The 13,786-nt window shown below is 64.5% G+C and carries 16 protein-coding genes; 6 read left to right on the top strand and 10 right to left on the bottom strand.

Annotated elements, in window-relative coordinates:
• Positions 1-92: 92 nt before the first annotated feature.
• Positions 93-1,562 (bottom strand): MFS transporter, encoded by a 1,470-nt coding sequence (locus WDLP6_RS25490; RefSeq protein WP_162594609.1) that lies wholly within the window; start codon positions 1,560-1,562, stop codon positions 93-95.
• A gap of 88 nt (positions 1,563-1,650) precedes the next feature.
• Here WDLP6_RS25490 and WDLP6_RS25485 point away from each other — a divergent pair, with 88 nt between their 5' ends.
• On the top strand, positions 1,651-2,928 hold the full coding sequence (locus tag WDLP6_RS25485) for a zinc-binding metallopeptidase family protein (RefSeq protein ID WP_162594608.1): 1,278 nt from the start codon (positions 1,651-1,653) through the stop codon (positions 2,926-2,928).
• Here the strand turns inward: WDLP6_RS25485 and WDLP6_RS25480 are convergent.
• The 3 genes from WDLP6_RS25480 to WDLP6_RS25470 all read right to left on the bottom strand — a co-directional run bounded on the left by WDLP6_RS25480 (position 2,919) and on the right by WDLP6_RS25470 (position 4,702).
• A complete protein-coding gene (locus WDLP6_RS25480) occupies positions 2,919-3,140 on the bottom strand; it encodes a cysteine-rich CWC family protein (RefSeq protein ID WP_162594607.1) in 222 nt (73 codons plus the stop codon). The two genes, WDLP6_RS25485 and WDLP6_RS25480, sit on opposite strands and share 10 nt — an antisense overlap.
• Positions 3,141-4,400 carry a 6-phosphofructokinase gene (locus tag WDLP6_RS25475; protein WP_162594606.1) on the bottom strand — a complete coding sequence of 420 codons (1,260 nt, stop codon included), beginning with the start codon at positions 4,398-4,400 and terminating at the stop codon, positions 3,141-3,143.
• A gap of 62 nt (positions 4,401-4,462) precedes the next feature.
• Positions 4,463-4,702, bottom strand: a complete 240-nt coding sequence (locus WDLP6_RS25470; protein WP_162594605.1) for a DUF2917 domain-containing protein — start codon at positions 4,700-4,702, stop codon at positions 4,463-4,465.
• Positions 4,703-4,784: 82 nt separating this feature from the next.
• Here WDLP6_RS25470 and WDLP6_RS25465 point away from each other — a divergent pair, with 82 nt between their 5' ends.
• Positions 4,785-5,708 carry a LysR substrate-binding domain-containing protein gene (locus WDLP6_RS25465; protein ID WP_162594604.1) on the top strand — a complete coding sequence of 308 codons (924 nt, stop codon included), beginning with the start codon at positions 4,785-4,787 and terminating at the stop codon, positions 5,706-5,708.
• A 12-nt stretch (positions 5,709-5,720) separates the two neighbouring features.
• Here WDLP6_RS25465 and WDLP6_RS25460 read toward each other — a convergent pair whose 3' ends face one another.
• Complete coding sequence (locus tag WDLP6_RS25460) at positions 5,721-6,299, bottom strand: fasciclin domain-containing protein (RefSeq protein ID WP_174259903.1); 579 nt, start codon at positions 6,297-6,299, stop codon at positions 5,721-5,723.
• Positions 6,300-6,543: 244 nt separating this feature from the next.
• Here WDLP6_RS25460 and WDLP6_RS25455 point away from each other — a divergent pair, with 244 nt between their 5' ends.
• On the top strand, positions 6,544-7,242 hold the full coding sequence (locus tag WDLP6_RS25455) for a ProQ/FINO family protein (RefSeq protein ID WP_162594603.1): 699 nt from the start codon (positions 6,544-6,546) through the stop codon (positions 7,240-7,242).
• Here the strand turns inward: WDLP6_RS25455 and WDLP6_RS35400 are convergent, their stop codons facing one another.
• Complete coding sequence (locus WDLP6_RS35400) at positions 7,243-7,368, bottom strand: hypothetical protein (protein ID WP_269475589.1); 126 nt, start codon at positions 7,366-7,368, stop codon at positions 7,243-7,245.
• Between the two features lie 191 nt (positions 7,369-7,559).
• Between WDLP6_RS35400 and WDLP6_RS25450 the strand changes: the two genes are divergently transcribed.
• Positions 7,560-7,835: a hypothetical protein gene (locus tag WDLP6_RS25450; protein ID WP_162594602.1), complete on the top strand. Its 276-nt coding sequence runs from the start codon at positions 7,560-7,562 to the stop codon at positions 7,833-7,835.
• Positions 7,836-8,326: 491 nt separating this feature from the next.
• On the opposite strand, the gene WDLP6_RS25445 is transcribed toward WDLP6_RS25450, so the two are convergent.
• From WDLP6_RS25445 to WDLP6_RS25435, 3 genes are all read right to left on the bottom strand, one after another.
• Positions 8,327-8,563: a hypothetical protein gene (locus WDLP6_RS25445; RefSeq protein ID WP_162594601.1), complete on the bottom strand. Its 237-nt coding sequence runs from the start codon at positions 8,561-8,563 to the stop codon at positions 8,327-8,329.
• Positions 8,564-8,814: 251 nt separating this feature from the next.
• Complete coding sequence (locus WDLP6_RS25440) at positions 8,815-9,198, bottom strand: hypothetical protein (protein ID WP_232077312.1); 384 nt, start codon at positions 9,196-9,198, stop codon at positions 8,815-8,817.
• Positions 9,155-9,952, bottom strand: coding sequence for an RHS repeat-associated core domain-containing protein (locus WDLP6_RS25435; RefSeq protein WP_162594599.1), 798 nt, complete (start codon positions 9,950-9,952; stop codon positions 9,155-9,157). Before WDLP6_RS25435 ends, WDLP6_RS25440 begins: the two co-directional genes overlap by 44 nt.
• A gap of 789 nt (positions 9,953-10,741) precedes the next feature.
• Between WDLP6_RS25435 and WDLP6_RS25430 the strand changes: the two genes are divergently transcribed.
• Complete coding sequence (locus WDLP6_RS25430; protein ID WP_162594598.1) at positions 10,742-11,224, top strand: oxidoreductase; 483 nt, start codon at positions 10,742-10,744, stop codon at positions 11,222-11,224.
• 4 nt (positions 11,225-11,228) lie between these two features.
• Positions 11,229-12,971 (top strand): hybrid sensor histidine kinase/response regulator, encoded by a 1,743-nt coding sequence (locus WDLP6_RS25425; RefSeq protein ID WP_162594597.1) that lies wholly within the window; start codon positions 11,229-11,231, stop codon positions 12,969-12,971.
• On the opposite strand, the gene WDLP6_RS25420 is transcribed toward WDLP6_RS25425, so the two are convergent.
• Positions 12,931-13,779, bottom strand: a complete 849-nt coding sequence (locus WDLP6_RS25420; RefSeq protein WP_162594596.1) for a helix-turn-helix domain-containing protein — start codon at positions 13,777-13,779, stop codon at positions 12,931-12,933. The genes WDLP6_RS25425 and WDLP6_RS25420 overlap by 41 nt on opposite strands.
• Positions 13,780-13,786 lie beyond the last annotated feature (7 nt).

Genomic DNA, 13,786 nt, shown 5'->3' with positions numbered 1-13,786 from the left:
TTGCCCACTTCGTGTGGCCGCCCACCCCCTTTCAGGGGGCGCAGCCCGCGAACGCGGCGCGCTGCGCGGCCGACGAGAGAGCGATGGCGCTGCTACCTGGCTGGCAGGGCATCGGGGTTGCGCGGGGTCTTTTCTCGCAGCTGCCACGCGGCGCAGATCGCGAGCGCGCACAGGGCGGCCAGCAGGCCGAAGACTTCGTCGAAGGCCGCCAGGCGCTCGGCGCTGGAGTCGGCGTTGGCGAACGAGTCGCCGTGCGCCGCGAGCCGCCATTCGAGGACGACCGCGCACAGGCTCACGCCCGCGGCGCCGCCCAGCATGCGCAGGAAGTTGATCGCGCTCGCGCCCTGCGGAATCAGAGCCTTCTCGAGCGGGCGCATCGCGCCGAGGTTGAGCGACGGCAGGATGAAGCCGAGCCCGATGCGGCCGACGGTGGCGAAGAGCGCCAGCAGCCACACGCCGCTGCCCAGGTGCAGCACCGTCATCAGCGCGAACGAGGCGGCCAGCAGCGCGAGGCCGATGCTCACCAGCGCCCACGTCGGCTGCCGGTCGGCCAGCCGGCCGACCCCGGCGATCGTCAGTGCCAGCACGATGCCGGCCGGCAGCAGGATGGTGCCGACCAGCGAGGCCGAGAGCTGCAGCCCGACCTGCATGTAGACCGGCAGCAGGTAGGTCGATCCGAACAGCGCGGTGCCGTAGATGAAGGCGACCAGGCTGCCCATCGCGAACTGCCGGTGCTGGAACAGCGCGAGGTTCATCAGCGGCGTGCCGCCCGCGGCGGCGAAGCGCTTCTGCCAGGCCAGGAAGGCGGCGAAGGCCACCAGCGCGCCGGCCAGCAGCAGCGCCGCGCCGAGCGGTGCATCGCCGCGCAGCTGCACGAGGCCGTTGAGCAGGCACAGCGTGCCGACGGTGCCGAGCGTGAGGCCGCGCCAGTCGAGCCCGTCGCTGGGCGCTGCCACCACGCCGCCCGGCGCGGTGGTCGGCACGAACTTGTAGGCCAGCCAGATCGAGACCAGGCAGAAGGGCACGACCATGAAGAAGATCGAGCGCCAGCCGAACAGATCGACCAGCACGCCGCCGATGCTCGGCCCGATCGCCGGTGCCAGCACCACGCCCATGCCGAACAGGCCGCTCGCGCGGCCCTGCTCGTGCGGCTCGAAGGCGCGCAGGATGATGATGGCCGGGATCGGCTGCACCACGCCGGCCGCGAGCCCTTCGGCCACCCGCGCGATCAGCACCAGCGGGAAGGCGTTCGCCAGCCCGCCCGTCATGCCGCCCACCAGCAGCATCACCATCGTGCCGACGTAGGTGCGCCGATAGCCGTAGCGCGCCAGCAGCCAGGGCGTGGTCAGCATCGACACCGTCATCGCGACCATGAAGCCCGAACTCACCCATTGCGCACGTGCCTGCCCGAGCGAGAAGTGATGACTCATGCCGGGGATCGCGACGTTGACGATGGTCGAGGACATGATCGATGCCATCACCCCCACCATGACGGAGATCAGCAGCAGCCAGCGATAGCGCGCGCCGTAGCGGGCGCTCAGGGTTTGCAGGGGATTGTTCATGGAGGGCTGCCGGCTCGGGCCGTCCTACAAGGATATCGGCCTTTGGGCATGAAAACGGCGCGCCGCGTGCGCGGACAATGGGATCTCCATGCAGTCCCCCTCTTCATCCCCATCCCCCGTTCGAGCGGCGGACGAGGCCGCTGTCGACGCCGCCGAGTCGCCGCCCTCGCTCGCATCGGAGCTGCAGGCGCCGACGGTCAGCCGCGCCTACCAATGCCAGTGCGGCCGGCCGGTGTTCCTCGGCAACAGCCAGTGCCTCGCGTGCAAGACGCCGCTGGGCTACGTGATCGAGCGCCTCGGCGTGGTGCCGCTCGCGCCGGTCGTGCAGGAGGGCGCCGAGCCCGACACCTTCACCGTCTTTGGCGACGCGCAGGGCTTGCAGTACCGCCGTTGCGCGAACCTGATGACCGCGGCCGGCTGCAACTGGATGGTGCCGGCGCCGCGCGAGGGCGACGATCCCGCGTTCAACACCGAGGGCCTGTCGCCCGGCTTCTGCCTGTCGTGCAGCGTCACGCGCACCATTCCCGATCTGTCGGTCGAGAGCAATGGCGTGCTGTGGCGCAAGCTGGAGCGAGCCAAGCGTACGCTCGTATCCCAACTGCTGGCGTTGGGCCTGCCGGTGCGCACGCGCCTGAGCGATCCGGCGCACGGCCTGGCCTTCGATTTCCTCGGCAACATGCCGGGCGGTCCGCACGTGTTGACCGGCCACGAGGAGGGCGTCATCACCCTCAATGCCGAGGAGGCCGAGGATGCGGTGCGCGAGCGCATCCGGGCCGAGATGCGCGAGCCCTACCGTACGCTGCTGGGCCACTTCCGCCACGAGATCGGCCACTACTACTGGGACCTGCTGGTGTTCCCGACGCCGTGGCTCGAAGGTTATCGCCAGCTCTTCGGCGACGAGCGTGCCGACTATGCGACCGCCTTGCGCCAGCATTACGAGAACGGCCCGCCGCCCGACTGGCGCGACCGCTACGTGACCAGCTATGCGAGCTCGCACCCCTGGGAGGACTGGGCCGAGACCTGGGCCCACTACCTGCACATGGCCGACACCGCCGACACCGCGATGAGCTTCGGCGTCGATGCACAGAACGTCGAGCTGGCGAGCGACTTGTTCACTGCCGCCGACCTGTGGCAGCCCGAGCATCCCGGCGCGCAGAATTTCCTCGACTTCCTCAACGGCTGGGTGCGCCTGACCAATGTGCTCAACGAGCTTTCGCGCAGCATGGGCCAGCCCGACTACTACCCCTTCGTGCTGCCGCGCACGGCGGTGGGCAAGCTGCAGTTCATCCACCAGGTGATCACCGAGCAGCGCGAACACGCGCACTCGTCCGAGCCGACCGCGCCCGCCCCCGCGGTTCAGTCCTGAACCATCGCCTCGGCCGCGCAGCGCGCGCAGATGCAGGCCAGCCCGCGCGTGGCCGTGGGTACGCGCGCCAGCAAGGCCTTGCTGAAGTCGGCCTGCATGCACCAGCAGGGCGGCTGCGGGTGGCCTGTCTCGCGTTCGATCTCCATCGCGCAGCGGTTCGCCTCGCCGCACAGCGGGCAGCGTGAAGGATCGGGCTGCGCCGTCGCGTCCATCTAGGCGATTTCGAAGGCGGGCAGCTTCCTTGCGACCGAGGTGTTCTGCAGCGTCACGTACACCGGCAGCCCGTCGCGATAGGCCGGATAGTCCTCGCCCTGGATCAGCGGCAGCAGATAGCGCCGGCATGCGTCCGTGATGCCGTAGCCGTCATCGGAGATGAAGTCGCGCGGCATGAACTTCTCGGCATTGGCCACGGCGTCGAGCGGTGCGCTGCCGATGCGGTAGGCGTAGGGCGCATCGGAGGTCCGCTCGATGGTCGGCATCACCGCGTTGCGGCCTTCGAGCGCGAGTTCGACGGCGCGCTGGCCGAGTTCGTAGGCCTGCTTCACGTCGGTGGCCGAGGCGATGTGGCGCGCCGAGCGCTGCAGGTAGTCGGCCACGGCCCAATGGAACTTGTGGCCCAGCGCTTCCTTGACCATCTGCGCCACCACCGGCGCCGCGCCGCCGAGCTGCGCATGGCCGAACGCATCCTTGCTGCCCTGCTCGGCGAGGAAGGTGCCGTCGGGGTGATGGCAGCCTTCCGACACCACCACCGTGCAGTAGCCGTGATACTTGACCAGCGCATCCACGCGGGCCAGGAAGGCCGGCTGATCGAACGGAATCTCGGGGAACAGGATCACCACCGGAATGCCCTGGTCCGCCGCGAGGCCGCCGGCCGCCGCGATCCAGCCGGCGTGACGGCCCATCACCTCGAGCACAAAGACCTTGGTGGAGGTGGCGGCCATCGAGCGCACGTCCATCGAGGCTTCGAGCGTCGAGACCGCGACGTATTTCGCGACCGAGCCGAAGCCGGGGCAGCAGTCGGTCAACGGCAAATCGTTGTCGATGGTCTTGGGCACGTGGATCGCCTGCAGCGGATAGCCGAGCGATTGCGACAGCTGGCTCACCTTGAAGCAGGTATCGGCCGAATCGCCACCGCCGTTGTAGAAGAAGTAGCCGATGCCGTGCGCCTTGAAGACCTCGATCAGCCGCTCGTACTCGCGCCGGTTCTTCTCGAGCGACTTGAGCTTGTAGCGGCACGAGCCGAAGGCACCGGAGGGCGTGGAACGCAAGGCCGCGATCGCCTCGGCGGATTCGAGGCCGGTGTCGATCAGGTCCTCGGCCAGCGCGCCGAGGATGCCGTTGCGGCCGGCATAGACCGTGCCGATGCGGTCGGCGTGCCGGCGCGCGGTCTCGATCACGCCGCAGGCCGAGGCGTTGATCACGGAGGTCACGCCGCCGGACTGGGCATAGAAGGCATTGAGGAGAGTGCTCATGGGCGCATTCTCCGACAGGGACGCGCCTCAGCTCAATCTCATTGCTTGCGTGAGCACTTCTTTCACGACGTCGCGTCCGACACCGCGATGCACGCAGGCTCCAGCGCCGACACCAGCGCGCGCCGATGCTCGCCGCCCGTGAAGCGCTCGCCGGCCGCCAGCACGATGTCGCGCGGATCGTCGTCGAGCGTGACCCACACGCTGCCGCTGCGGCATTCGATGCCGACGCCGGCCGCATCGGGCAGCGTGAAGATGGCGCGCTTGGACAGGCTGATCTGGAAACGGTCCAGGTCGATGATCATGGCGGACTCCTTTGCATTCTCCATGCGAATGAATATAGTGAGCCGACTCCTCCGTCTCAAACGGTCATTCGGAACTCGTTGCATGCGCCGAGAGAATGCGAAGCCCGCGGCCGAGCTGCCGCCCCTGGAACTGCTGCGCAGCTTCGAGGCGGCTGCGCGCACGCTCAGCTTCACGCGCGCGGCGACCGAGCTGTCCCTCACCCAGTCGGCCGTGAGCCGCCAGATCCAGCAACTGGAAGCCAGCATCGGCGTGCCGTTGTTCGAGCGCCGTCATCGCGCGCTCGCGCTCACCGAGGCGGGCGGCGTCATGCAGCGCGCCGTGATCGAGAGCCTGGAGCGCTTGCGCGACGCCACCGCGCGGGTGCGTGTCGCATCGACGCCGCGGCAGGTCGCGATCACCACCACGCCGGGCTTTGCTTCCTTCTGGCTGATCCCCCGGCTGGCGCGCTTCACGGCGGATCATCCGCTGGTCGATGTGCGCGTCTCGGCCACGCTCGAGGTGCAGGAGCTCGAGCGCAGCCGTCTCGATATCGCGGTGCGCTTCGTGCCGATCGACCGTGGCATCGGCACCGCCCTGTTCGAGGAGTCGCTGGTGCCGTTGTGCGCGCCGCAGCTCGCCGCGGCGCTGCGCACGCCGGCCGACCTGGCGGAGCAGACGCTGCTCACGGTCGACGCACCGCCGCAGCATGGCGCGCCCACCGCGGACTGGGAGCCCTGGCTCCAGGTCATGGGCCTCAGCGATCTGCGCATGAAGAACACGATGCGCTTCACGCTCTATACGGATGCCGTGGCGGCGGCCGTGGCCGGCCAGGGCGTGGTGATCGGCCGCCTGCCGCTCCTGCGCGAGCTGCTGCAGACGGGCCGCCTGGTCGGCCTCTTCGGCGAAGGCGCGAGCTCGCGCCGCGGCTACTTCATCGAAAGCTCGCGCCGCGCGGCCGGCAACGCGGACGCTCAGGATTTCATGCGCTGGCTGCGGGCCGAAGCCGAGGCCGCCGAGCGCACCTGATGCGCTGGCGGATCAACCCGGCAGCAGCACCTTGTCGACGACGTGGATCACGCCATTCGACTGGTAGACGTTGGCGATCGTCACCATCGCGGTGCCGCCCTTCGCATCGGTCACCATCACGTGGCCGCCGCTCATGGTCGCGGTCAGCGTGCCGCCGCTGGCCGTCTTCAGCATCGCCCTGCCGCCGCCGGCGTTGATCATGCTCATCAGCGCCGGGCCATCGAGCCGGCCGGGTACCACGTGGTAGGTCAGCACCTTGGTCAGCGTCGCCTTGTTCTCGGGCTTGAGCAGCGTGTCGACCGTGCCGGCCGGCAGCGCGGCGAAGGCCTCGTTGGTCGGTGCGAAGACAGTGAAGGGGCCGGGGCTCTTGAGCGTGTCCACCAGGCCCGCGGCCTTCACGGCAGCGACGAGCGTGGTGTGGTCCTTCGAATTGACGGCGTTGTCGACGATATCCTTGTTGGCATACATCGGCGCGCCGCCGACCATCGGATTCGACATGTTGCTGCCCGACATGCCGTCCTTCATGCCCATGCCGCCCGCGCACGCGCTGAGGAGAACCGAGACACCGACTGCGATCATGAGTTTTTTCATGGAGATACCTTTTGGCTGGAGTTGAAGATCGAGTGCCCGTGAACTCCACCGCAGGAAGCAGCGGCACGAGAGCGCCCGACGGATGTACGCGGCCGCAGCGCGAACGGTTTGTAGGAGGAAACCCCTGAATCCGATTCGGGATCGGTTGCGAACCCGCGCCGAAGGTGTCGGCGCGGCATTACAGTTCGGGGCTACCCTTCCTGCCGGCATGTGCCGGCCGCAGACAAAGAATCCCGATCGCTCGATGACCACCGATACCGCCGCAGAACCCGTTGCCACCCGCAAGGAAGGCGCCCGCGCGCGCCGCAACAACCCGCCGCCGAAGGGGCCGCAGCAGCGGCCGCGCAAGGTCCACCCCGTGCTCCAGCGCCTGTTCGAGCTCTATCCGAAGATGTTCGGCGCCCGCTTCCTGCCGCTCAAGCTCGGCGTGTACCAGGAACTGCTCGCGCTGCACGGCGAGGAATTCAAGCGCGAGGACCTCAAGCTCGCGCTCGGGCTGCATGCGCGCTCGACGCGCTACCTCGAGGCCGTGGCTGCGGGCTACAAGCGTCATGATCTGCAAGGGGTGCCGGTGGAAGACGTCGCGCCCGAGCACGTCCACCACGCGATCCTCGAAGTGTTCCGCCGCCGGCAGGGCCGCACCCAGGAAGACCTGCGGCCGCAGCTGCGCGATCGACTGATCGCGGCCATCGAGGCCTCGGGCCTCTCGCGGGAAGACTACATGGGGGTCGTGCGCACGCAGGATGAGGCATCGGCCGCCGCGCTCGACGAGGCCTTCGCCGAACTGGGCGCGCGCACCGCGAAGCGCGAGGCGCTGCTGCGGGCCTTCGAGGCCAGCGGCAGGACGGTGGCGGAGTTTGCGGAGATGTATGGCATGGACCCGAAGGAGGTTGGGAAGACCCTGGATCGGGCCCGTGCGGCGAAGGCCCCCGTATCGCCGTGATCAGAAGCTCGCGTTGAGCTTGAGGCCCAGCGCGAGCTTCACCGTGCGAAACCCCTCGGCCCCGGAGAGCGGTGTGCCGGCGAAGAAGTCGTCACTCAGCTCATAGACGCATCGCACAAGCGCCATCCACCGAGCGTGATGTCGACCCCAAGTCCATCACCGCCGCTGCGCAATTCAAATGTCGCAAATTGCCGTGCAGTGCTCTGCGCGCTCAAAAACGTTCCTACTATCTGCGCCGGGCATGGACGTTGGGTAGGTCTGCACTCAGCGTCTGTCGCTCGAAACCGAAAAACTATCCAAAAAAGAAGAGGTTGCGTATGAAGAAAAACGAAGGCAGAGAGGCGATCGTCTGCGTCCCGGAGACCATCAGGGAGTCGTTCCCCTGTACCAAGACCGGCGCCATGACCAATGGCTACGAGCATTGCCCGGAGTGTCCTGCCGCGAAACTGTTCGCCAAGGCCAAAGGTCGTTTTCCAAAGAAAGATGCAGAGGGTAACCCGATCAAGCATCCAACCGTTCTCCAAGCAATGCTCATGGGTGCGTCGAAGCGCAATGCCAAAGCCAGTCGGGCGAAGCGACCGAAGAAAGCGTGATCCATAGGCGATCGCTTCTGACTTTCGTCGCATTGAGTGCCTCGACGCAAATCGAGAACTCTGCGATTGCAACGGCACATCTCAGATGCTGTGCCTATTGCCCCACACAACCGCGCGAGGCAGCGTCACGTTTGACGTCCAGATGGCGGGATTGTTGTTAATCCTGCGCGATTCTTTGGTGTCGCATTTTCTTGTTAACCCTGATGATTGCCAACCCGCGCTGCCATCCAAAGTCAAGAGACTTGACGAGGGAGGCAGCTGCGGTGAGGGTTCGTGTCTGAGTGTCGGAAAGAGCGCGCGCCCCTCGTCTTGTCAATGCGCTACCAGCGATGGCGCGTCCAGGGAGTCACAGTGAACCACAGAGAATCACCGCCAGCTGCAACGCTGCATCTGGTCTGGTCGCGGCCTACCGACGTCGGCAACAAAAATCAACAGCGCCGTTTGTCGCTCGTGCCTCCCAGCGGGAATTGCGCGACCCAAGTCTCTGAATCTCAGGAGGCCAAATCGCGCTTGGCTTCATCGAACGAAGATTCGTTCTCGTCTGGCGATGCAGCACATTCTCCGCCGCTGGTCGAGGTCGATTTCGTGACGCCCCGCAGATCGCAAAAAAGAGCGTCCCGGTTCATCGATGTCGTACGGGTCAGTTTGATGCTCGCGCGTCGGGCCGATCGCCGAAGCCCGGAAGGTGGGAAGCGCTCCATCTGGCACTCTTTTTTCAGATGAGCCAAGCCGCGGCGCTCCAGTCCTCATCAAGCTAACTGCGGGGTTCACAGGAAACCACTGCCGGCAATCGCTGCATTCGGTGCGTTGGCTCACGGCGGCCGCTCTGCAGAGAACTGACGCGCCTTCCTGATCGTTCGTGGCAGCATACGCAAGTTCACGAAGGAGAGGGTGAAGACGTAGATGTTCGGCCTGGAAGAGTTCATGCCGTTGGCGCAAGAGTCGCGCTCGCAGCCCTTAGTTTTGGGATGTTTTGCTATCAGCACTCGCCAGCAGGCGCCCAGCCAAGCAGACACGCAGCAAGTCCGGAGTAGGCAAGCAAGCAGACGCCGACAATCGCGATGGCAACGCCGACAACAACTGCGGCCCAGCCACCGAGGTAGAACGATGGAGCACGTCCTTCAACGCCAACAGGCACTGTCCGACGGAACATCCACAAAATCCCCGTCGCCACGCAGGCAACCCCAGCAACCTTTACAGCTGTCTTTGCGCCAAAGATGAGATGTGCACCAATAAAGGTGACGAAGAACATTGCACCGGTATACCACTCGAGCTGATAGCGCTTTTTTGAAGACACAGCTTGCTCTTTATTCGTATGATCAACGGCCGCCATAGACTGTGAGTTGCGCACCAATATTTGCATTCGCGCTCAGATTCCAAATCGAGCCGCCCCCCAACCAACCGTTACTGAAGCGGCCATTCGCCGAGAAGGGAGAGAGCCATGTCGATGTATCGTTGTTGTAGTTGCGCGCTCCACCCAATTCCACGTTGGTTTGCAAAGGACCGGCATTGAGGCTTGCCTTTGCGCTGCACGCTGCAACAATTCCTCCCTTGGACGGATCGTTCGGTGCCTCGCCGGGTAGCCCGCCGGCAGGGTTGTAGCTAAACCCACCACCCAAACCAAGGCCAACGCGGCCGGTCACGAAGCCGTTTCCGCCGGCGTTTCCGAAGGTGACCTGGCCACCTGGTCCGGCATAGGCCCCAAAGGTGAGTGACCACAACCTGTAAGGATCGATATAGCTCAACGGATTCAAGTTGGCATAAGGATATCGGTTCGGTCCAGCATCAAGTCCTTTCGGATCAGCCTGCGTGTACCGCCCGGTCTTCGGGTCGAGGCCGCGGAAGTAGTTATCGAAGAGCCTGCTTTCCTTGTCGTAGTACTGCCCAGGATGTCGAAGATTGAAGACGACCTCCGAGATGCCCGTCGTCGCCGGATTCGGCGTGATATCGAGGTTGGCAAAGCGATTGTGCGCCGTCGTCGGCTTGGTGTCACCAAAGGGGCTATATGCCCACTGCCATACCGTCTGCCCACGCGCGTTGTCGATGCGCTGAGGCGTGTTCAGGTGATCGCTGTGAATTGCATATATCTGCCCGTTGATCACTGCCGCAATCGGCATCGGTCCGTTGGCCGTGGGCAGATAGATGTAGTCCGTGGTGCCCGTACTGTTGGGACCGCCGGTACCTGTTTCGGAGATGAGGTTGTCATCCTCATCGTAGACGTAGGCAGTGCCTAGTTTGTCGGCGTCCGATGTCTATGGGCTCCAGGGTTGGGTGAAGAAGCTCTGCAGGCTCTGGATCGCGCCGGCATTGGCCGTCGCAACCGGTGAGGCGGCACTCAGCGCGCCCACCGAGACGCATGCGACGAGGACGATGGCGCCGATGCGCCAAAGATGAACCCATGGGAAAGGCCCAGCGTCGCCCGCCTGTGCCCTGGGCATGATGGCGCGGCGTGCGGAGTTTCGCAATCGCCTGGATAGATAGCGCTGGGGCCGTGTGCCCGCACCAAAGACGGATTGAACGCACGCAACGAGCGTTCGCGCAAACGCGAACCGTGATGGATTCTTCATGTGTGCCAATCTCCCTGGACATCTGTTTTTTTACCCCACCGCAGAAACGCAGGGCGGTGCAAATATAGAGACATCGGAGATTGATCACAAGCACAAGAATGTCTTGAGCGGCCGACACATTCCTTGCAACGAATCACTACATAAAATTTGCCTATTGCGCTGCATAAGAAAAGAAGTCCGTGAGATCAACAATGTTGGAGAGACGGCCGAATTCTTGTTGATCGTGCGTGTTTATTTGGTATCGCGCTTTCTTGTTAGCCCTGATGATTGCGACATAGGACTAATCACGACTTGTTAGTGCTGTCGCAAGGGAATCGCATGATCTATAGAAGGCCTTTGTTGGCGCTCCTTTCGTTCGGTATGCTGGCCCGGCTCGCGCACTCTGCCGAAGACTCCCACGCTTTCCTGACCATCCGCGGCAGCATCCGAAAGTTCACGGACGAAGAAGCGAGGACCTACCGGTTCAGCGAAGAAGAGTTCATGTCGTTGCCGCAGGCTTCCATCACCACGACTACCCCGTGGGTTCCTCGATCAAAGTTCGATGGCCCATTGCTATCGGAGGTACTGGCTCATGTCGGGGCCGTTGGATCGTGGCTGGATGTGGATGCGCTCGACGACTACAGTGCTCGCGTTCCGATGTCCGACCTTCAGACTTATGCTCCTATCCTCGCTCGCAGCCGGAATGGGAAGCGCATGACTGCACGCGATCATGGCCCGCTGTTCGTGATGTACCCACGAGACAAGTATCCGGAAAAGCTCAGCACACCGCCCGCGCAAGCCAGGTTCGTCTGGCAAGTACGGCGCATCACTGTGGTCGAATAGAAGCATGCGGCTCGCGCTGCCGTCAGGACGCAATGTCGTCATCGCCGCATTGGTGGTCGTTGTCATTTCCTTCATTGCGGTCGCATGTTGGATTTCGCATCTCGACAAGGTGATCGTGCGCACCAAAGGACCCTACGAGGGCTACTACTGGACAGTGGCGCAATACGAGATGGCGTACTTGCGCATGCGCGAAGCGACGGAGATCCTTGCTCTCCATGGTGATATCGACGACGACGAGCTGTCGAAGCGCGTCGACGTCCTGATGTCCAAGGCGCTGATTCTGACCGGTGACTCCGAGCTGACGACATTCTTCGAAAGCATTCCCGGCTTTGAAGCCGGTAAGGAGAAGATTGTCGCATTCCATCGTCGCGTGAATCCTATGCTTGACTCGATCGATGGGTTGCGCGCGCGTGCAGATGATCTGTTGCAGGAATTCTCTGATATCGAAGGGACGATTCTGGCTCTCGCCAATGAGGTCCGGATGGAGGAAATGGAGGCATCGAGCACCGCGCTGGAGAGCTTGCTGAAGCAACGGCAACTTCTCTGGATCGCGATATGGATCGACTTCGGTCTGATGTTGGTATGCGTTCTGTGCGTGAGTTTTTCATGGTCGCGCTTTCGGAAAGTGACAGCACGCGAACGCGCCCTCGAAGCCGAGCACATCGCCGTACAAGCCAAGACCCAATTCCTCAGCATGGTCAGCCACGAGCTCCGATCCCCGCTTCAAAGCATCATCTCCGCACTCGACGTTCTCGAAGAAAGTCAGCAGGCCTTGCCGGAGCAAGCGTCGGTGACCCGGCGCATTCGGCGATCTGCCGACGAACTCGCCGTGCACCTCCGGGATCTGCTGACGCTGGCGCGCGGACAGACCGGCCGCATCGAGCTGAGGCCCGAGGTCTTCGAAGCCTCGGCGCTGGTTCGGGAGATGGTCCAGGATGCGACGGAGGCCGCCGAGGCCAAGGGCCTGGAGCTGACGGTGGAAACGCCTTCGGATCCCATCTTCGCCGTGGCCGACGGTGCGCGCATCGGCCAGCTGCTGCAGAACCTGATCGACAACGCCGTCAAGTACACGAACCAGGGCCGCGTGGCCGTCACGCTGCTGCCCTTCGACACATCGAAGGCGGCGTTGCGTCTTCGCGTGGCGGACACGGGTCCCGGCCTTCCCGCGAATGCAGCCGGCACGGTGACGCAGGGACTCGAGCCCGAGCCGCATCAGCCCGGCAGAGGGCGTGGTATCGGGTTGGCGGTGGTGCGGGCCTTGCTCCAGCAGCTTGGCGGTTCGATCCAAATCTCGGAAACGAAGGGCGGTGGAACGACCGTTGATCTGATCATTCCCGCCGTGGTGGCCGAAGATCGCGCGCCGGTCGAAGGCAGTGGGGAAAGGCGGCTTCTGATCGTCGGCGACGGCTCGGAGCGCATGGAAGAGATGGTGCACGCATGCGCGGCGCTGGCATTGCGCTGCGACACGGCAGGCTCCACGGCCGTCGCGCTGAACCTGCTCGCCGCGCATTGCTACGGGACGGTTCTGATCGATCTTGAAATGCTCTCCAGTTCGGGCGCCGAGCTGGTGGCGAAAGTGAGGGCCTGCAGCCTGAATGGCCATGTGCGCTTGGTTGCAATGGCATCAGGTCGCGCGTGGAAAAGCGAGTTGGGTGCATTCGACACCGTGCTCGAGAAGCCTGTCCGCCGCGAACAGATCGCCGCTCTCACGCAGCCGAAAAAGATCCTGCCAGCGCAGCGGAAATAATCGAAAGCCGCGCTGGCTTCTCGAAGAACTTGAGCCGGTATCGGGCCATGGCCGTCGCGATGTCGGATTCGTCGGCCATGCCAGTCTCGACTTCTCCGGTCAGGACGACGATCGGGCAATGCGCATCGCGCGATCGGATCGATGCGACGAGTTGGCGCACCGTGTCCTTGCGGCCGTTTGTCTCGATGATCCAGTCCAATACATAGCCGTCGAAGTGGCCGTCTTCGGACGCGGCCGTGATCGATGCGAGGTCGGTGAAGGGCGCGGCGTCGTAGCCGGCCGACTTAAGATAGCCGGCGATCGTCTCGGCGCTGTCGGTATGGTCGTCGAGTACCGCAATGCGGCGGCTCGCGGCCGAAGCGGGCTCGATCACCAGCCGAACGATGTCGTACGCCTGCCGCGTCAGATTGTCCTCGGCCGGCACCACATGCCAATCCGATTCGACCCATGCCGCGACGAGGGCGCCGGGGCGCGGCTTGTGGACCGGCGCGCCGCGAGCGAATCGGCATGCGATGTTCGTCGTGCCGATCCTCAGCGTGCCGCGCTGCATCTCGCCCAGCTGCCCGAGCGACACCATGCCGGCCAGCGATTCGCCGTGGTGTTCGGCGAGCGTGCGCAGCTCTTCGAGTGTCCACGTGGCGTCGGTGGTGAGGCGGCGATGCCCCTGCGAATACGAGAGCTTGAGGACCTCGGTCACGACCGTCGAATGCTTGCGCCGGGGAACGCCGTGGCGGTCCAGCAAGGCCCGCACGCATTGAGCGGCCAGGGTCTCGGAAGTCGAATCGACCGGGTAGGTGGAATCAGTCATGGCGGCT

The organism is Variovorax sp. PBL-E5 (assembly GCF_901827185.1).
GTDB lineage: Bacteria > Pseudomonadota > Gammaproteobacteria > Burkholderiales > Burkholderiaceae_C > Variovorax.
The sequence above is the reverse complement of the archived record's forward strand: the minus strand, read 5'-3'. Positions and strand labels throughout refer to the sequence as shown.